This window comes from Paenibacillus sp. P46E (genome assembly GCF_001909095.1).
Taxonomy (GTDB): Bacteria; Bacillota; Bacilli; order Paenibacillales; family Paenibacillaceae; genus Paenibacillus_AQ; species Paenibacillus_AQ helianthi.
Genome location: NZ_LVYZ01000044.1, coordinates 88,027 through 106,876 on the forward strand (window position 1 = coordinate 88,027; position 18,850 = coordinate 106,876).

Consider the following 18,850-nt stretch of genomic DNA (forward strand, 5'->3'; position numbering starts at 1 on the left):
TCTTCAAAACAGTCTATTCGAGACTAGCGTACTTCGCCTGTACACCTGTCCCTGTCGGCTTTTTGTGGAATTCCAACAAAAAAACGCATTCCCGGATCATACCGGAAATGCGTTTTTCGATCAATGCAGCAAACACTGCATCAAGATTAACGTTTGCTAGGGTCGTAAGGTTCACCCAATGCCTTCGGAGCCGAAGAACGGCCAACCGCACTGACTAGAACAATAATCGTTAACACATAAGGAATCATGAAGATAAATTCCTGCGGGATGTCCTTAGACCACGCGAACAATTGCACATAGTTGCGGATTGCTTGAGAGAACCCGAAGAATACGGCAGCCCCAAACGCTCCAAGCGGATTCCATTTCCCGAAAAGCATCGCCGCAATTGCGATAAAGCCCTGACCGGAAACCGTGTTATGCGCAAAGGTGCCTGTTGTCGTAAGTGTGATGGTGGCTCCGCCAATACCAGCCAAGAGCCCGCTCAGCATTACGCCGATATATCTCATACGGTTTACATTGACACCAAGCGTATCCGCCGCACTTGGGTGTTCACCGACTGCACGGAGGCGGAGGCCAAATGGAGTCTTGAAGAGCACAAAATAAATGACAATAACCAGGATTATCGCAAGATAAGTCGTCGGATAGGAATTAAAAATCCCTTCACCGATTATTGGAATCTTGGAGAGCCCAGGGATAGCCACTTTACTAAATCCGTCCAGCAGCGGTGTTTCGCCAGCTCCGTCAAAAATGAGTTTTACTACATAAAGCGTACTCCCGGCAGCCAGAAAGTTTATGACTGTACCACTGATGGTCTGATCTGCCTTGAATGTAATCGATGCTACCGCATGAATAAGTGAACCAAGCACCCCGACCACCATAGCACAGATTACACCGACCCATGGAGCCCATTCACCCATACCTGCATCCTGTGCATAATATCCGCCTACAGCTGCAGCAAAGGCACCAAACATCATCAAGCCTTCAAGTCCAATGTTCACGACACCGGAGCGTTCAGAGAAGATGCCACCGAGGGCGGCAAAAATCAGCGCTGTGGAAAAAACGAGCGTTGTATTGAGCAATTGGCCTAATACTTCCATCTATAACACCTTCTCTTTCTTGCGCTTGAAGTAGAACGGTTTAAGCACCCAGCGCACAATTCCTTGTGCCGCAATGAAGAAAATAATTGAACCGATTACGATTCGGATGAGTTCAGGAGGAACATCCGCTCCAAAGCTCATACCTGCAGATCCATAAGTCAAACTACCATAGAGAATAGCAGCCAAAATTACTCCAAGTGGATGGGTCAGACCAAGCAGCGCAACGGCAATCCCGTCAAAACCATAACCTGGAGAAGCCGCAAATACAGATTGGTAATGGAATACACCAAGCACTTCTCCTGCACCTGCCAGTCCGGCAAAAACACCGCTGATGAACATGGCTTTGATGACATTGCGGCCAACATTCATACCTGCGTATTCTGCAGCATGCGGATTCAAGCCGACGGCGCGCATTTCGTATCCCTGTTTGGTTTTCCACAGATAGACATAGAAGAAAACTGCTGCTGCAAGTGCGATTGCAGTCCCCCAGTGAATCCGTGCATTATCAAACATTGAGTTTAAAAATGTCATGGACAGCGAGGCCGAAATATCCTCAGAACGGTTCTGCCCCTGAAGCAGCAAGAACGTTCTGACAATATAGTTGGACAGGAACAGTGCAATCCAGTTCAACATAATAGTTGTAATAACTTCGTTGATTCCGCGTTTTGCCTTGAGATATCCAGCAATGCCTGCCCAAAGACCGCCACAGACTCCAGCAATGATAACTGCTAGCGGAACCAGCAAGAAATTCGGCAAGATTCCGGCCAGCTTAATACCAACAACAGAAGCTGCTGTCATTCCAATAAGCACTTGTCCATCCGCACCGATATTGAACATCCCTGAACGGAAGGCGAAGGCTACTGCAAGTCCTGTGAACATCAGTGGTGTCATCTCGCGGATGGCCTCACCAAAGTCATAAGGACTGCCAAATACACGTTTGAACAGCGCTGAGTATGCGGCTATAGGATCGTAACCGCCGATCAGCATAACAACAGCCCCAACCAGGAAGCCCATCACGATTGCGACTAAAGGAACGATGTAGCTGTCTGTCGCGAATATTTTTTTGAGTCTATACATCCGTATGGCCTCCCCGCTTCAAACTTCCCGCCATCATCAGACCCAGTTCCTGATCATTGGTATCCTGCGGGAATACTTCACCGACAATCTGGCCTTCATAGATAACGGCAATTCTGTCGGACACATTCATAATTTCATCGAGTTCAAAAGAGATCAGCAGAACTGCTTTGCCTTGATCGCGCTGAGCAATCAGTTGCTTCTGCACAAATTCAATCGCACCAACATCGAGGCCGCGGGTAGGCTGAGCCGCAATCAGCAGTGTCGGATTTTTATCTATTTCCCGCGCAATAATCGCTTTCTGTTGATTACCGCCTGACAAAGAGCGTGCTTTGTTCTCAATAGAGGGGGTTCGCACGTCAAACTGCTTGACCAAATCCTCGGCATGCTTATCGATGACTTCTTTGTTCAAGAAGCCATTCTGATTATACGGGCTCTTATAGTATGTCTCCAGCACCATATTCTCGCTAACTGTAAAGTCCAGCACTAGCCCATGCTTATGACGGTCCTCCGGAATATGGGAGACATTCATTTCAGAAATTTTGCGTGGACTCAGATTGGCAATCTCCTTGCCGGATACGGTAATTGAACCGGAATCAATCTTGCGCAGGCCGGTTATTGCCTGGATCAGCTCACTTTGTCCGTTGCCGTCCACTCCAGCAATACCTAGGATTTCGCCAGCCTTCACTTCAAAACTGAGGCCGTCCAGTACCGATACGCCATCTTTACTCTTACTGCTGACATTCGTCAGCTTGAGCACACTTCCACCAATATGCGGAGGCTGCTTGTCTACCTTGAAGGTCACACCGCGTCCTACCATTTTTTCAGCCAGCTCATTCGGATTGGTCTCAGCAGTCCTCACAGTATCTATAACTTTTCCCCGGCGGATGATGGTAACCCGGTCAGAAATTTGCATGATTTCCTTAAGCTTATGCGTAATCAAAATGATGGATTTGCCCTCTGCAACGAGCCGCTTCATAATCGCCATCAGTTCGGTAATTTCCTGTGGCGTAAGCACAGCGGTAGGCTCGTCGAATATAAGTATATCCGCACCACGGTACAGCGTCTTCATAATTTCTACCCTTTGCTGCATACCAACCGAAATGTCGTAAATCTTGGCATTGGGATTGACTTGAAGACCGTACTGTTCCGATAGCTTGCGAACCTGCTCCGCAGCGGATTTATAGTCGATTTTAAGACCTTTTTTCGGTTCCATACCAAGAACAATGTTCTCAGTTACCGTAAAAGGCTCTACAAGCTTGAAATGCTGGTGAACCATTCCAATGCCAAGCTCAATCGCTTTATTGGGGTTATCGATAATAACCGGCTTTCCGTCGATTTCGATGCTGCCTTCATCGGGTTGATACAATCCGAAGACAATGTTCATCAAGGTGGATTTGCCTGCTCCGTTTTCACCTAGCAGTGCATGAATTTCTCCTTTTTCGAGCGTAAGACTGATGGAGTCGTTCGCAACGATACCGGGAAAGCGTTTTGTGATTTGCTTCAACTCTACGACAGGAGCCGCAGCACTCATGGAATCACCCTCATCACAGAATATATATATTTCCTTATAGACACGGCTGTACCGTCCTATGAAGGACGGTACAGCTCAGCCTAAGTTATTGCATGTTACTTTCCACTAACAAGGAACAAGGCCAGCACAATAACCGGCCTTGTTCCTTGTTCATTATTGTAAGGCAAGAAACATCAAGTCAGTCTTACTCGGTAGGAACTTTGATTGTTCCATCAATGATTTTTTTGCTGTATTCATCAACTTTGGCAAGAATTTCAGCCGATACGTTAGCTTTGGAAGTTTCAGGAAGGCCTACACCGTTGTCTTTTAGACCCAATACAGTTGTAGTGCCGCCTTTGAATGTTCCGTCAACAACCTGCTGGGAAACCTTCTTAACCGCTTCGTCAACACGTTTGATCATGGAAGTCAGAGTTACATCATCGCCAAATTCCAGGGATTGGTCTTTGTCTACGCCGATTACCCATACTTTAGCACCGCCTGCTTTGTTACGGGATTTAGCCTCGTTGAATACACCGTTGCCAGTTGCACCGGCAGCAGGGAAGATGATGTCATTGCCATCATTGTACAGGGTAGCAGCCAAAGATTTACCAACATCCGGCTTGTCATAAGCACCTGCATAAGTAACTTTTACTGTTGCATTAGGGTTAACAGCTTTTACACCAGCAACGAAACCTACTTCAAAGCGTTTGATTACTGGGCTTTCCATACCGCCGATGAAACCTACTTTGTTGGTTTTTGTAGTCAGACCTGCAACTACACCAACCAGGAAGGAACCTTCATTTTCGGAGAAAGTAACGGATTCTACGTTAGGAGCATCTACCACACTGTCGATGATCGCAAGATTAGCGTTCGGATTTTCAGTTGCAACTTTCTTAACTGCATCACCAAGGTCAAAACCAATACCCCAAGTCAGGTTGTAGCCGCCTTTAACGAATTGGTTAAGGTTAGGCTCGTAGTCTGCATTGGATTTACTTTGCAGATATTTGATATCAATACCGGATTCTTTTTGAAGAGCCTGCAGAGCTTCCCAAGCAGATTGGTTAAACGATTTGTCGTTTACGCCACCTACGTCAGTAACCAGACCGACTTTGACATCAGTTTTAGGAGCATCCGTTGGTGCTGCTGTTGCTTCAGCTGGTGCGTTAGTTGCTGTTCCAGCGTTGCTTGCTGCATTGCCGGAGTTGTTATTGTTCTTTCCGCAGCCTGCCAGAATGACAGTGAACGCAAGCAACATAACAAGAGATAGTTGGTAAACCTTTTTCATTGAGTGTGATCCCCCTTAAGAAATTGGATGTCTTCTTTGTTCTTGGACATACCATTAGATCAAATTATAACTGGTAAAAACCCTAAAATCCAGTCTATTAATGACCTCAGGTCAATAATAATTTGCATTTTTTCACAAGAAACCGCTTACTGTTACATTGTGTGTCAACAAAACATTCAAACCATGTCAGAAACCCTCGAATTTCCTGATTATCTCCAGCACAATATAAATATTATTGCACGGATATGCGTTTTCTATTATCATGAATGTTTACATATTGTATAAAAAGGGAGTACTGAAAAATGGATGATCAAAACCAACCCCAAGCTGCACCGGATTTCAAATACTGCCGAGAATCCCGCGTGTTCAAAACTGGCCGTGTATTCCCGAATGATGTCAACAATCACAAGACGCTGTTCGGAGGCAAGTTAATGAGTACGATTGACGAAGTCGCATCCATCTCTGCAATGCGTCACTGCCGGACTAATGTAGTTACCGCCTCTGCAGACTCTGTAGACTTCCTCCTGCCTATTAGGCCCACAGATTCAGTATGCTTCGAGTCCTTTGTCTCTTGGACAGGCAGAACCAGTATAGAGGTATTCGTCAAAATCATTTCAGAGAACCTGTACACCGGGGAACGCGCTGTTGCCGCTACATCTTTCCTTACCTTTGTAGCTGTCCATGAAGACGGCACACCGGCACTGGTACCTGCAATCATTGCTGAAACCGACGAGGAAAAGCTCATCAGCGCTTCAGCAGATCAACGTTCAGAACTTCGTAAGGTCAGAAGAACCAGCAGCAAGCTATTGGCATCCCAACTGAGCACAACCAAGTACTGGGAGTGAGCGGTGCGGGGGACTAAGCATCCTCTGAGCCAACACCAACACTCAAGTCTCGAGCTTGTCCTTCAGGGACTGCAAACCCTTTCCAAGGCCCAAAAAAAAGCACCGTCACACGGGATGTCCCGCAGGCGGTGCTTTTCGGTTACTTCTAAGTAATTACGCGTTGATCTTCTCTTTGGCTACTACAGCCAGGGAGTTGAATGCGTTAAGGTCGTTAACTGCCAGGTCAGCCAGCATCTTGCGGTTCACTTCTACTCCAGCCAATTTCAGGCCGAATACAAGCTTGCTGTAAGACAGGCCGTTCAAACGGGCTGCTGCATTGATACGCACGATCCACAGTCTGCGGAAGTTACGTTTCGTCTGACGACGGTCACGGTATGCGTAAACCATCGATTTCATTACCTGCTCGTTAGCAGTTTTAAAAATGCGGTGTTTGGAACCGAAATAACCTTTTGCCAGCTTCAATACTTTTTTATGTCTACGACGAACTACAAATCCGCCTTTAACTCTTGCCATATTAATAAACCTCCCAAAAATGTGTGATAAAACTATTTCAAGTTAGCGAGTCCTTGTTTCAAGCGTCTTACATCCCCAGGGGCCATAACCGGATTGCCGTTCAATACGCGTTTTGCGCGTTTGGATTTGTGGGAAAGCAAGTGGTTCTTGTGAGCTTTGTAACGCAGTACTTTGCCAGTTCCAGTGATCTTGAAACGGCCTTTCAGACTGCTGTGAGTTTTCATTTTAGGCATGGTGTTTCCTCCTTGAATATTATGCGGCGCCAAATTGCTGTGCAAGTGACTCCAAATTTATTGGGCTTTGGGAGCCAAGATCATAATCATGCTGCGGCCTTCCAGCTTAGGCTGGCGTTCTACAACAGATATATCTTCAACTTCGCTCTTTACACGTTCCAAAATCTTCTGACCGATGCTGGCGTGTGTAATCTCACGTCCGCGGAAACGCACGGAGCATTTCACTTTGTCGCCTTCACCCAGAAACTTGATAACGTTGCGGAACTTGGTCTGATAATCATGCTCCTCGATGTTGGCACGGAACCAGACTTCCTTGATGTCTACGATCTTCTGGTTCTTGCGCGCTTCCTTCTCTTTCTTCTGCGTTTCATAACGGAACTTGCCGTAATCCATGATGCGGCATACTGGCGGTTTCGCCTGCGGTGCTACGTTGACTAAATCCAGATTAAGATCAATCGCCATCTGCAACGCTTCGCGGATCGGTTTGATACCGATTTGCTCGCCTTCCGCTCCAACCAACCGAACCTCTTTGGCCCGAATTTCATCATTGATCATATGTTCCTTACTGATAATACTCCACCTCCGGATCTACTTGGAAAAATCACTTCTGCGGTTCTCCATAAAAAAGGGGTGCCGGTAACTCCCGACACCCCGTTTGATCAACGTTCATGAATTATAACATCCATAAAGCATTGAGATCAAAACCAGCTGGCTTATAGCCAGTCAGGTGAGAAGCCGGTGCTTCTGCTTGCAATCCCTATGTTTTGCATACTTGAATACTATACAACACTGCGCACATGGTGTCAACAGTTACAATAACTTTTTTTCCTGGGACAACCTTCGTTAAGAAACCTGCTTGCTCTGCACTTCCTCAAGCCGTACGACACGCGTATGCTTGGTATGGCTCCACTGCTTGTTGTTCTGCGTAAAGAATGCATAGAACGTGATGGGGTACCATGAGATCAGGTAGATCGGGAAGACCAGCAAGTACAGATATACCTTCTTGAACTTAACCTTCTCCAGCGCCATCGCGAGCAGGAAGGTTAGAATATTGGCGCCAACCGCAAAGTAACTGAGCCACAATGGCAGTTGCCCATAGATGTTGGCTATATGCGGGCCTCCAAACATGGAATTGTCGATAAACATGACAGCAGTCATCAAGAACGTCAGCAGTACGATGTAGACATTGGCACCGTATAGAGCCAGGTCAAATTTCGTAAGACTGCGTTCTTTAACGCTTTGCCACAACAAAGGAAAGAAATAACGGCGAGCCACTGTAAAGTGACCCTGCATCCAGCGCAGCCGCTGTCTTGAAGAAGCCTTGAATGTCAATGGCTTCTCGTCGAACACCTTGGCGTCATAATTAAATCTTGGATAGACACCCTTGGAGGCACTCCGCATAGTAAATTCCAAATCCTCTACAAGGCTTGTCGCTCCCCAGCCCATTTCCTTCAGCAGGTTGGTCTCGAAGCACATACCTGTTCCACCAAGGAAGTTCGCCATATTAAGATTGTGACGCGACAGCTGCCAGAGCCGGTTGATGTACCAGTAGGATACACCGTAAGCGGCAGTGATCCAGGAATCCTCCGGATTCTTCGTATCGATGTAGCCTTGAATAACGCGTGCGCCTGAGCAGAGATCATTGTTCATCTCCATCAGAAATTCTGTGTGAGCCAGATTATCGGCATCGAACATAACTACGGCATCATATTGCCGCGGCATGGCCCACAGTTCCTTGAGCATCCATTCAATGGCATAGCCCTTACCCCGCAGGCTGTTGTTGGTACGGACGCAGGCATTCATGCCGTGTTCCCTTACAATCTTTGCTGTACCATCCGTACAGTTGTCGCAGATAACAAATACATCGTACAGTTCCTGGGGATAATTAAGCTGTTTCAAATTCTCCATCAGCGCGCCGACGACTTCTTCCTCGTTATGTGCGGCAACCAGTACAGCAAATGATTTTTGCGGCGTGAAATGCGCCTTATTCCTTTTCTTGTGCAGTCCAAATAAAGAAAACGTAAACTGATAGACTGCAATAGCCGCCAAGATCACTTGGAGCGTAACAAACAGTGCGTCTGCCATGACCTTTGATGCCCCCTTTTCAATCTTGATGTTCTTTTTTTCTCTCTCTGGCATAGCTAACGTTCTTGCTGACCCTTTTGTTGCATCCCTTACAGTAAGACCTATTGCTTCCCTTTTTGCTAAGGCAGGCTTGCCTGTATGTGTATCACGTCAAAAGATAAGGCCCGGATGCCTCTGTCTTCGGCTCCTCTTTTTCTCTGTTACCTTATAAACGCGTTCCGCCTGCTTGAATCATTGTAAGGCGTAAGTGGTGATGAAGTCAAAACTGGCATTTTCCGAGCGAACCCGAGCTTTTTCCTTGAAATGGACTACCTTAAAAAAGTATGATAAAGACAGCTTTATGGCATAGACCGGATTGCTGCAGCTGCGACTATAATCATCAGCCGGACTATCGGAGGGACAAGATATGAGACATCTGTTTATAAAAATGCATCTCTTGGAGCAGCGCCTGTTCAAGTGGATTAACGGACGATTGCATCACCCTTTCCTGAACTTCTGGCTTTTTTATCTGACCCATCTGGGTGGAGCCACAAGCGCCATTGGCATTAATCTGCTGATCTGGGCGCTGTCCCCTGAGCCTTTGAGAACTGCGGGGCTTAAGGCGCTGACTGCCCTGGCTATCAGCCATCTGCCTGTTGCTGTGGCCAAGAAGCTCTATCCGCGTATGCGGCCGTATCTGGCGCTCCCTGGCACCAATACGTTTCACAATCCGCTTAAGGATCATTCTTTTCCTTCAGGCCATACGACTGCTATCTTCGCTTCTACAGTACCTTACATGATGGCCTTTCCTGCCCTGACTGCCATCCTGCTGCCTTTGGCCTGTATTGTCGGATTTTCCCGAATTTATCTCGGACTGCACTATCCGTCAGACGTTTTTGCAGGTGCAGTAATTGGTTCCGGAGTCGCTGCAGGTACAGTTGTCTTATGGTTCTAAAGTCAGAGATCATCTAAACCAGCGAATACCATTCATGAAAACAGGTGGATTATACATTGCGTAAAAAGAGAGTACTATTGCTGTCTGAAGGTTTTGGCGCTGGGCATACGCAAGCGGCTTACGCGCTGTCAAGCAGCCTGCGTAAATTGTCGCCTAATCTGCAAACAAAGGTGCTTGAGCTTGGAAGCTTTCTGAATCCCAAAATGGCGCCTCTGATTGTGTCGGCATACCGTAAGACGGTAATCTCCCGGCCCAGGCTGATGGGATATGTGTACCGTCACCAGAAATCATTCAATCGTCTTACCACACTTGCCCTGCACCGCATATTTTATACACGTACACAAAAAATTGTGAAGCAGCTTAGGCCCGACATTATCGTCTGTACTCATTTCATTCCCAGTGCCGTCGTTTCCCGCCTCAAACGGCTCGATCCGGCCTTCAAGGCACCCCTGATCACCGTCATAACCGATTACGACGCCCATGCGACCTGGATCAGTCCGGAAGTTGACCGGTATCTGGTCTCTACTCCAGAGGTCAAAGCGAAGCTGCGCGGCCGAAGCGTTACTGCAGCCAAAATCCAGGTCACCGGCATGCCGGTTCATCCGAGCTTCTGGGAGCATCCGGGCAGAGCCGATATTCTGAAGCAGTTCACTCTTCAGGACATGCCAACCGTTCTGGTTATGGGAGGCGGCTGGGGAATGATGAACGACGAGGTCATTAACGAAGCTTTGGCCGGCTGGCGGGACAAGGTACAGATTATTTTTTGCCTGGGCAAAAACGAGAAGCTGCTTCAAGTGATGCGGGAGAATCCACTCTACAGTCACCCCAACGTTTCGCTGATCGGCTTCACACGTGAAATTGACAAGCTGATGGAAATCTCCGATCTGCTGGTTACCAAGCCGGGTGGAATGACCTGCAGCGAAGGTCTGGCCAAGGGAATTCCTATGCTGTTTTATGATCCGCTCCCCGGGCAGGAAGAAGAAAACTGCCGTTATTTCACGGCAGCCGGTCTGGGCGAACCCATTTCTTCACTTCAGGTAGTCGACGGATGGATGAAACGTCTGCTGTACAGCTATGACGAGGTGCAAGCCGAGCGCCAAAGCCTGCTTAAGGAGATCGACCGCTTCCATCCCATGCAAAGCGCCCAGAGCATTATTGATATGCTGGTATAGCCAGGGCAAGAACTTGAATCTATAACAATCATATCGATCATGAATCATAAAAAGGCGGTCCAGGTATTTGTTTACTGGTCCGCCTTTTTGTGTACACACCGGCTTATGAAGTGGAACTTCTTCGCCGCTGAGATCCGATTACAGGCGGTATTTGTCCAATCGCGAGGCCTGATAGCGTTCCAGTGCTTCTGCGCCGACAATCGCCTCACAGCGGTGAATATTGACACCCCGGCCAAAAAATTTGGTTTCGTACTCTGTCATAACCTGTTCTTCGTTCATCACTCCGTCCGGATGCAGATCGAGAGAGATGTTCTTCATCTGCAGACCATAGTCGGCAAAGGCATTCAGAGAGAACTCAAACAGGCTGCGCGAATCCGTCTTCAGATGGATCTCGCCAAGCGGACTGAGCAGACCGCGGTATTTGTCGAGAAAACGCGGATGGGTCAGCCGGCGGCGCGCATGCTTGCCCTTAGGCCACGGATCGCTAAAGTTCAAATAGATCCGCTCAAGCTCTCCAGGGGCAAATACTTCCTCTGCATAGTTAATATTGGCAAGCGCCACTCTGAGGTTAGGTGGCGTCTCCTGCCCAGCCGGTTCCCAGACTGCACGGGCCTTCTCAGCCGCACGGCGGATCAGCTCATCATACATATCGACGCCGATAAAATTTATATCCGGATATTTGAAGCTCATCTGGCTGATGAACTGTCCCTTGCCCATGCCAAACTCTACATGAATAGGATGATCGTTGCCGAACAGTTCAGACCACCGCCCCTTCAGGCTGCGTGGATCCAGGATGACCAGATCGGTCTGTCCTTCCAGACTTTCACGTATTCCTTTTCTTCCGCGTAAACGCATAAGTTTTCCTCCGCTTTCTCTGATACAAACACTGTCACTTGCAATATTGTGCCGAACTTACCCGCAAAAGTAAAGGGATTTTAACAAGAAAGCAGGCAGAAACCGAAGAATAGTGAACAACGCAAAGCTTAAGTATTCTCAAAATTCAAACAAAAAGGAATTCTCCGCTGGCCTGCATACGGCCGGACAGAGAATTCCTTTTTGATATATTTGGAATTGGGGTCCATGTTTTCATGCAGCTAATAGTCTACCTTGGAGGAGATTGAAAATCAAATCTCTTCTCAAAGGCACTGCGGATCTTGCGTTGTGCTTCGGTCTTGATCTTGTGATTGCCATTAAATTCAACACCCGTGAGCGCAAGCGCTTCGTCGGGAGTCAGCTGCACGTCAATGGAGCCTTTTCCTTCGGCATACACCGTTTGAGAATTCATCGTGATCACCTCTTGGTTTTATTATGGACCTTGCGACACGAAATTATGAATTCAAGAAATAGAGATTATGGTTGCTGCAGCGGTGTTTTTACACCCTAAATATAACACACTATGTAAGCAATATCAAGATGAAAGCGCTGTTATTACAGCCTATTTTCCACTGTTTTTAGAGAGGCCTGAGTGTTACGTTCACCGCTGATTTTTGATACAATAGAAAGGTTAAGTTGAAACGGTGTTATCTCAGTTAGATATATAAGGATCATGTATGGATTTAAAATCTATACAACCTTATGTTGCAAAGAAAGGAGTACCCATGTCTAATCTTTTACAAACCTCCTCTCCACTATTGTGGGGGGATAAACGTTTCCATACCTGGAATTATGAAATGCGCGAGCAACTGGACGCCAAGGTATTCAAGGTGATGCTCGATGCCGGGTTTACGTGCCCAAACCGCGACGGGTCCATCGCCAAAGGAGGCTGCACCTTCTGCAGCGCCAGAGGGTCCGGGGATTTCGCCGGCAGCCGCCGCGACGATCTGGTCACCCAGTTCAATAACGTAAGGGACAGGCAGCACTTGAAATGGCCGAATGCCCAATACATCGGTTACTTCCAGGCCTATACAAACACCTATGCTCCAGTTGAAGAGCTTAGAGAATATTATGAAGTGATTCTGCAGCAGCCCGGCGTAGTCGGCCTCTCCATCGCAACGCGTCCCGACTGCCTTCCGGATGATGTGGTCGAATACCTGGCGGAGCTGAACCAGCGAACCTATCTCTGGGTCGAAATGGGCCTGCAGACCATTCATGATTCCACCTCGGAGCTGATTAACCGGGCACATGATACCCAGTGTTATACCGAAGCTGTCCAGAAGCTGCGCCGTCATGGGATCCGCGTCTGTACCCACATTATTCACGGTCTTCCGCAGGAAACCCATGAAATGATGCTGGAGACGGTATCTGCAGTGGCGAATATGGATGTACAGGGAATCAAGATCCATCTGCTACACCTGATGCGCAAGACGCCAATGGTTAAGCAATATGAAGCCGGGCTGCTGCGATTCATGGAGCAGGACGAATATGTGAAGCTAATCGCCGATTCTCTGGAAATCCTGCCGCCGGAGATGATTGTGCACCGGCTGACCGGCGATGCTCCGCGCGACCTGCTGGTCGGACCCATGTGGAGCCTAAAAAAATGGGAAGTGTTGAACGCGATTGACGATGAATTGATTGCGCGCGATACCTGGCAGGGTAAATACTGGAGGAAGAGCTAATGGGCTTTATGTCGGTCCTTAGCTTTGCTCATAAATTAACCGAGGAACGCCTGCAGCCAGGCGGCCGGGCCATTGATGCTACCGTCGGCACCGGTGCCGACACGCTGTTTCTCGCCAAAACGGCCGGTCCGCGCGGCGGAGTATACGGCTTCGACATCCAGCCTGCGGCGCTGGCTCTTGCTGAAGAGCGCCTGCGGCTGGCCCGGGAGGAAGTGCAGGCGGCGCTGTCTCCCGTAACGCTGCTGCTGCGCAGCCATGCAGCCATGGCAGAAGCCGTTCCGCCGGACTGGCGCGGAACGGTCTCGGCGGTGATGTTCAATCTTGGCTATCTGCCCTCGGGCGATGCCGATAAGACGATCATCACCGAGCCTGTGAGCACGCTGGCCGCGCTGGATGCCGCCCTTGCGCTGCTGCGGCCGGGCGGCATCATCACAGCGGTGCTCTACCCCGGCCATGAAGGCGGCCAACATGAAGCCGCCGCAGTGGAAGCCTGGGCGGCGGCCCTTCCGTCCCAGCAGGCGCAAGCAATTGTCTACCGCCAGCTGCAGCGGGCAACCTCCCCCTACACGCTGGCAGTCGAGAAGAAAAAAGGAGCTGATCTGTAAGTGGCCGTAACCAAAATTGAGCACATTGGTATTAAAGTGAACCACCTGGAGCGTTCGCTGCAATTTTACCAGGAGGTCATCGGTTTGACCCTTCAGAACATTCTGGGTGAGCCGGGAGACGAGATCCGTCTTGCTTTTCTAAGCTTCCCTGGCCAGTCCAGTGTGGAGATCGAATTGATTGAACGGGCATTTGAAGGCCTCCCCCAGGAGGGCAGAGTCAGTCATGCCGCCTTTACAGTGGATGATATTGAGCAGGAACACCGTAGAATTGCCGGACTCGGCATACCCGCTCTAACCAGCATTTCGACGCTTGCGAACGGCTGCCGCTATTTCTTTTTTGACGGGCCAGACGAAGAAAAGCTGGAGTTTTTTGAATCCAAACGAACCAGGTAAACCAAGCAGGACATTATTCTATAACTTGGAAAGGAAGATAAAAAATGACTAAGCCTTATCCTTTAAAATTTCAGCCGGAGTTCAAAGAACGTGTGTGGGGAGGCCGGGCCCTGGAGAAATTCGGTCTCGAGCTGCCGGAAGGGCACATTGGGGAAGGCTGGATGATCGCCGACCATCCAAACGGCACTTCATCTGTGCTAAACGGCGAGCTTGCTGGTCAAGGGCTGGATCAGATTCGCCAGCAATTCGGTCAGGAATGGTTCGGAAGCAAGGGCAGCCCGAAGGAAGGCGGACGTTTTCCGCTCCTGATCAAGCTTCTGGACTGTAACGACAATTTGTCGGTGCAGGTGCATCCAACGGATGAGTATGAAGGATTGCCAAAGGGAGAATTGGGCAAAACAGAAATGTGGTACGTACTTGATGCCAAACCAGGCGCCAAAATCATCTATGGCCTCAAAGACGGGGTAACCCGCGAAAGTCTGCGCGAAGCACTGGAAAGCGGCAAAGTGATGGACAGCATGCAGGAAATCACTGTCTCGGCCGAGGACGCTTTCTACATCCCTGCCGGAACCGTTCATGCATTGTGCGCCGGTGTGGTTGTAGCGGAAATCCAACAAAACTCCGACACTACATACCGGATTTACGACTACGACCGTCCGGGTCTGGACGGCAAGCCGCGTGAGCTTCATATTGAGGATTCCCTTAACGTGACCGCTTATGAAGGCGCTGGCGCAACTTCCATGAAGACCGACGGGGCTGTAGCCGGAGAGTGGCTGCAGATTGCCTCGTCCCCTTATTTTATTGTAGAAAAAGGGGTCGTTAACGGAGAGTGGAACCTCTCTACCACACCGGACAGCTTCACAATCCTCGTGGTCTGCGAAGGCAGCGGGCATCTGACCTGGGAGGGCGGCTCCCAACCTTATTCCGCTGGAGAGTGCTACCTGCTTCCGTCCACCCTGGGTGCCTACGGAATTGAAGGCCACTCTACTGTGCTCCGTTCGTATCTGCCATAAGCCATGCCCGCACCGGCATATGATTAAGGCAGAAGGCCACAAAACTTAGGCCTATGCTTACGAAGTGAGTTTTGTATGTCGCATCTCCAAGAAGTATTGCTCACAAAACTTTTAGGAGGAACGGTATGAGGGAGAAAAGCTTTAAGATGACTGATCCGCTAGGGGTCGCCATTCATGTCTATGAATGGCTGCCAGAGCCGGAGGCTCCGGTGAGGGGAATTGTCCAGATTGCCCACGGCATGTGTGAAACGGCTGCCCGCTATGCACGGTTTGCAGCGGCACTCACCGGAGCAGGTTATGCGGTGTATGCTAATGACCACCGGGGTCATGGGCATACCGCAGACCGGATCGATTTACTCGGTGACACAGGTGAGGACGGCTTCTACTGGATGCGGCGTAATCTGCTCCAGCTGGCTGGCATCGCCTCATCCCGGCATGAGGGCCTGCCAATCTTCCTCCTGGCCCACAGTATGGGCTCCTTTTTGGCGCAGAAGCTAATGTGCGAGGATGGCCACGAAGTCTATACCGGCTTTATCCTGAGTGGTACGAACGGGCCGCGCGGTATGCTCCGGCTCGGAGAATCGCTTGCCGGACTGCAGTCCAGGCTGCAGGGGATACGTCACCGCAGTGTTCTTATGAACGGGATTGTTTTTGGCCCTTATAACCGTTCCTTCGCCCCGGTAAGAACTGCTTTTGACTGGTTGAGCAGTGATTCACAGGAAGTAGATCTCTTCATAGCTGATCCTTACTGTGGAGCAGTCTGCACAACCCGGTTCTTCCGCGACTTTTTCCGGCTGCTGCGGGATATCCATTCTCCGGAAACTCTGCTTACACTATGCAAGAATAAACCCGTATATTTATTTGCGGGAGCCAAAGACCCTGTAGGCATGAACGGTCAAGGTGTAATCCGCCTGGCCGGAATCTATCAGGAGCATGGAATATCCGATGTAGAATTCAAGTTGTATCCCGAAGGCAGGCACGAAATGCTCAACGAAGTGAACCGGGATGAGGTGACTTCGGATGTGCTGGATTGGCTTGTACGCCACCTTCCGGCAGAATCGCTGCTGCTTCAACCCGCTGCTCATTAGCATACTATAAAAGACAGGCTTTCCGTCAGTTCCGGAAAGCCTGTCTTTGTATTTTTCCGCTATAAATCTACTAATGATCCATTTTTTAACATGCCGAATGTGATATGATTTTCTTGTACAACATTGTTCATGAGCAGAAGGCGCGCTCTCCCATAGAGGAGGTGACGGTAATGGACGTAAAAGATGCTATTACCCTGATGTTCATGTTCGGTATGTTCCTATTGGCTCTACTTGGCTACATTAAAAAGAAATAGACCGCCCCGGAAGGTAACGGTCTACTCCAAACCACAAAAGATGAGACGACCGGCTGCTCTACAGCAGTGGTTGTACACCAGGGCTGTGCTGATGACACAGCTCCTTTTTTACTTTATTTAAGCACAATCTATATTATTACATAAAGACCTGCCGGGCAATTCTCTCCGCCTAGCTTCCCTTTCCGAACACTCTCCTTCACTGGCGCCTCAGAAGATAGACTAGCTACAAAGGCAATGAGTAGTACTTCGCCCGCTGGCTCTCGTCCTGCTGGTACATAACGATCAGCAGCGTGCTTCCGGCAATATGCGCCATGGGTTCTGCAAGAGCAATGGAACTCTTGTCTGCAGCAGCAAGCAGCGGCGTGCTATCCATTGCCAGATCTGCTGGCTTTGTCTGCACTGAAGCTGCTGCCGTGCCTGTATGTTCGCCGCTCGTTGCAATGAGGTTCCCTAGCGTACTATCGTCTGTTTTCTCGGCCCCCTCAGCTTCAGAAGCCACAGGATCAAAACGCAGCCCGCTAATCGAATTCAGCACGGCATCCAGCTGGAATGGCAGCACTTCGAGCACGGTGAACTTCTGCAGCTCCCGCTCACTGAATCCCGCCTCTGCCAGCTTGGCGGACAGGCGCTCCGGATGATTCGTGATTTCCTTCATATAACGGGACCAGTCAGATTTATCCAGCGTGATATCCCACCAGATTTTACGTGGCTTATATTTGTGGCCCAGGAAATAATCCAGTTTCATCAGCCCGGTGATTACTTCCATGGAATCCGTTCCCCGGTCCGTCAGAAAGGCATGCAGCCGGGTAAACAGATCCTCCAGCTGGTGCCCGATCTTTTGCCAGCCCCGCTCCTCCCAATAATCGCCAAACTCCTGGAAGAAATCAAACGGAGATGGGAATACATGCCGGATCAGGTACTTGACCGAATGATCCAGCCGGTGGCTGTTCCAATATTTCTCCAGCACATCCTCCAGCCGTTTGAGTCGGATGATGTCAGAGAAAGGCATCACGTGGCTGCTGAGTATTTCGTAAGGAGCGTGCTCCATATACGTATAATCGTATTTGGCCGCCTGGGCGCGCAGGCCGGTGCCGCGCAGCATTTTGAGGAATCCGAGCTGCAGCTCTTCCGGCTCCATGGCAAATACATCGTTGAAGGTTTTGCGGAAGGTGGAGTAATCCTCCTGCGGCAGACCGGCTATCAAATCGAGGTGCTGATCGATGTTGCCGCTGGCCTTGATTTTCATGACGGTGCGGGATAGCTTGGTGAAGTTCTGACGGCGTTTGACCAGCTCATTCGTCTCGTCATTGGTGGACTGCACGCCAATCTCGAACCGGAAGATGCCCGGAGGCGCATTCTCCGCCAGGAAGTCTAGTACCTCTGGACGCATAATGTCAGCCGTAATCTCGAACTGGAATACACAACCCTGATGGTTGTCGATTAGGAACTGGAACATTTCCATGGCATAATTGCGGTTGATGTTAAAGGTACGGTCGAGAAATTTGATGACTTTTGCACCATTCTCAATCAGATAGAGCAGATCGGATTTGACCCGTTCAATATCGTAGTACCGCACCCCCACCTCGATGCTGGACAAGCAGAACTGGCAGTTGAACGGACAGCCCCGGCTGGTCTCAAAATAAACGATCCGCTTGCCAAGATCCGGCAGATCATCCGGGAACCGGTGCGGCGTCGGCAGGGTGTTGAGATCGCTTTTGGGACGCGGCGGATTGACGATCAGCTCTTCGCCCTTGCGGTAGGCAGCCCCATAGACAAAATGGAACTTGTGGTCATCCCGCAATTCCTGCAGCAAATGATGGAAGGTCTCTTCCCCGTCTCCATTCACTACAAAATCAATCCCGGCCTCACGCTGCATCCAGTATAGCGGCTCATACGATACTTCCGGCCCTCCCAGTACAATCTTAACCTCCGGCATCACTTGCTTAAGAATCCCGATCAGCTTGACGGTCTCCTCGATGTTCCATATATAACAGGAAAAACCGATCACATCCGGTTTCTTCTGGAATAGGTCCGACACGATATTCATCACGGGATCTTTGATGGTATATTCTGCCAAATGAATATCTTGAAACTCATGTTCGCTGTATGCCTTCAAGAGACGGATCGCCAGCGAGGTGTGAATATATTTGGCATTTAATGTGGCCAGGATGATTTTCATGCCTCATAACCT

At 49.4% G+C, this 18,850-nt stretch carries 20 protein-coding genes; 9 read left to right on the forward strand and 11 right to left on the reverse strand.

Annotated elements, in window-relative coordinates; translation table 11 throughout:
• Window positions 1-146: 146 nt before the first annotated feature.
• From A3849_RS16205 to A3849_RS16220, 4 genes are all read right to left on the reverse strand, one after another.
• Window positions 147-1,097, reverse strand: coding sequence for an ABC transporter permease (locus tag A3849_RS16205; RefSeq protein WP_074112348.1), 951 nt, complete (start codon window positions 1,095-1,097; stop codon window positions 147-149).
• On the reverse strand, window positions 1,098-2,174 hold the full coding sequence (locus A3849_RS16210; protein WP_074112349.1) for an ABC transporter permease: 1,077 nt from the start codon (window positions 2,172-2,174) through the stop codon (window positions 1,098-1,100).
• Window positions 2,167-3,705: an ABC transporter ATP-binding protein gene (locus tag A3849_RS16215; RefSeq protein WP_074112350.1), complete on the reverse strand. Its 1,539-nt coding sequence runs from the start codon at window positions 3,703-3,705 to the stop codon at window positions 2,167-2,169. Before A3849_RS16215 ends, A3849_RS16210 begins: the two co-directional genes overlap by 8 nt.
• Window positions 3,706-3,889: 184 nt before the next feature.
• A complete protein-coding gene (locus tag A3849_RS16220) occupies window positions 3,890-4,969 on the reverse strand; it encodes a BMP family lipoprotein (RefSeq protein ID WP_074112351.1) in 1,080 nt (359 codons plus the stop codon).
• A gap of 302 nt (window positions 4,970-5,271) precedes the next feature.
• On the opposite strand from A3849_RS16220, the gene A3849_RS16225 reads away from it, so the two are divergent.
• On the forward strand, window positions 5,272-5,814 hold the full coding sequence (locus A3849_RS16225) for an acyl-CoA thioesterase (protein WP_074112352.1): 543 nt from the start codon (window positions 5,272-5,274) through the stop codon (window positions 5,812-5,814).
• A gap of 153 nt (window positions 5,815-5,967) precedes the next feature.
• Here the strand turns inward: A3849_RS16225 and rplT are convergent, their stop codons facing one another.
• The 4 genes from rplT to A3849_RS16245 form a co-directional block, all read right to left on the reverse strand.
• Window positions 5,968-6,327, reverse strand: a complete 360-nt coding sequence (gene rplT, locus A3849_RS16230) for a 50S ribosomal protein L20 (RefSeq protein ID WP_038587257.1) — start codon at window positions 6,325-6,327, stop codon at window positions 5,968-5,970.
• A 32-nt stretch (window positions 6,328-6,359) separates the two neighbouring features.
• Complete coding sequence (rpmI, locus tag A3849_RS16235; protein ID WP_036696104.1) at window positions 6,360-6,560, reverse strand: 50S ribosomal protein L35; 201 nt, start codon at window positions 6,558-6,560, stop codon at window positions 6,360-6,362.
• A 57-nt stretch (window positions 6,561-6,617) separates the two neighbouring features.
• Window positions 6,618-7,115: a translation initiation factor IF-3 gene (gene infC, locus A3849_RS16240; RefSeq protein ID WP_020427376.1), complete on the reverse strand. Its 498-nt coding sequence runs from the start codon at window positions 7,113-7,115 to the stop codon at window positions 6,618-6,620.
• Between the two features lie 288 nt (window positions 7,116-7,403).
• A complete protein-coding gene (locus A3849_RS16245) occupies window positions 7,404-8,645 on the reverse strand; it encodes a glycosyltransferase family 2 protein (protein WP_074112353.1) in 1,242 nt (413 codons plus the stop codon).
• Window positions 8,646-9,051: 406 nt separating this feature from the next.
• On the opposite strand from A3849_RS16245, the gene A3849_RS16250 reads away from it, so the two are divergent.
• Window positions 9,052-9,579, forward strand: a complete 528-nt coding sequence (locus A3849_RS16250) for a phosphatase PAP2 family protein (protein ID WP_074112354.1) — start codon at window positions 9,052-9,054, stop codon at window positions 9,577-9,579.
• Between the two features lie 56 nt (window positions 9,580-9,635).
• Complete coding sequence (locus A3849_RS16255; RefSeq protein ID WP_074112355.1) at window positions 9,636-10,751, forward strand: MGDG synthase family glycosyltransferase; 1,116 nt, start codon at window positions 9,636-9,638, stop codon at window positions 10,749-10,751.
• Between the two features lie 138 nt (window positions 10,752-10,889).
• On the opposite strand, the gene trmB is transcribed toward A3849_RS16255, so the two are convergent.
• Window positions 10,890-11,606, reverse strand: a complete 717-nt coding sequence (gene trmB, locus A3849_RS16260; protein ID WP_074085858.1) for a tRNA (guanosine(46)-N7)-methyltransferase TrmB — start codon at window positions 11,604-11,606, stop codon at window positions 10,890-10,892.
• A 247-nt stretch (window positions 11,607-11,853) separates the two neighbouring features.
• Window positions 11,854-12,036: a hypothetical protein gene (locus A3849_RS16265; protein WP_074085859.1), complete on the reverse strand. Its 183-nt coding sequence runs from the start codon at window positions 12,034-12,036 to the stop codon at window positions 11,854-11,856.
• A 313-nt stretch (window positions 12,037-12,349) separates the two neighbouring features.
• On the opposite strand from A3849_RS16265, the gene mnmL reads away from it, so the two are divergent.
• From mnmL to A3849_RS33885, 6 genes are all read left to right on the forward strand, one after another.
• A complete protein-coding gene (gene mnmL, locus A3849_RS16270; RefSeq protein ID WP_074112356.1) occupies window positions 12,350-13,306 on the forward strand; it encodes a tRNA modification radical SAM protein MnmL/YtqA in 957 nt (318 codons plus the stop codon).
• A complete protein-coding gene (gene mnmM, locus A3849_RS16275; protein WP_074112357.1) occupies window positions 13,306-13,911 on the forward strand; it encodes a tRNA 5-(aminomethyl)-2-thiouridylate-methyltransferase MnmM in 606 nt (201 codons plus the stop codon). The genes mnmL and mnmM overlap by 1 nt, the downstream gene beginning before the upstream one ends.
• Window positions 13,912-14,304: a VOC family protein gene (locus A3849_RS16280; RefSeq protein ID WP_074112358.1), complete on the forward strand. Its 393-nt coding sequence runs from the start codon at window positions 13,912-13,914 to the stop codon at window positions 14,302-14,304.
• Window positions 14,305-14,348: 44 nt separating this feature from the next.
• A complete protein-coding gene (locus tag A3849_RS16285) occupies window positions 14,349-15,317 on the forward strand; it encodes a type I phosphomannose isomerase catalytic subunit (RefSeq protein WP_074112359.1) in 969 nt (322 codons plus the stop codon).
• 125 nt (window positions 15,318-15,442) lie between these two features.
• Entirely contained in the window at window positions 15,443-16,405 is a 963-nt protein-coding gene (locus A3849_RS16290; RefSeq protein ID WP_074112360.1) for an alpha/beta fold hydrolase, read from the forward strand.
• 170 nt (window positions 16,406-16,575) lie between these two features.
• Complete coding sequence (locus tag A3849_RS33885; protein ID WP_256701671.1) at window positions 16,576-16,659, forward strand: putative holin-like toxin; 84 nt, start codon at window positions 16,576-16,578, stop codon at window positions 16,657-16,659.
• A 223-nt stretch (window positions 16,660-16,882) separates the two neighbouring features.
• Here the strand turns inward: A3849_RS33885 and A3849_RS16295 are convergent, their stop codons facing one another.
• Window positions 16,883-18,838, reverse strand: coding sequence for a B12-binding domain-containing radical SAM protein (locus A3849_RS16295; RefSeq protein WP_074112361.1), 1,956 nt, complete (start codon window positions 18,836-18,838; stop codon window positions 16,883-16,885).
• Window positions 18,839-18,850 lie beyond the last annotated feature (12 nt).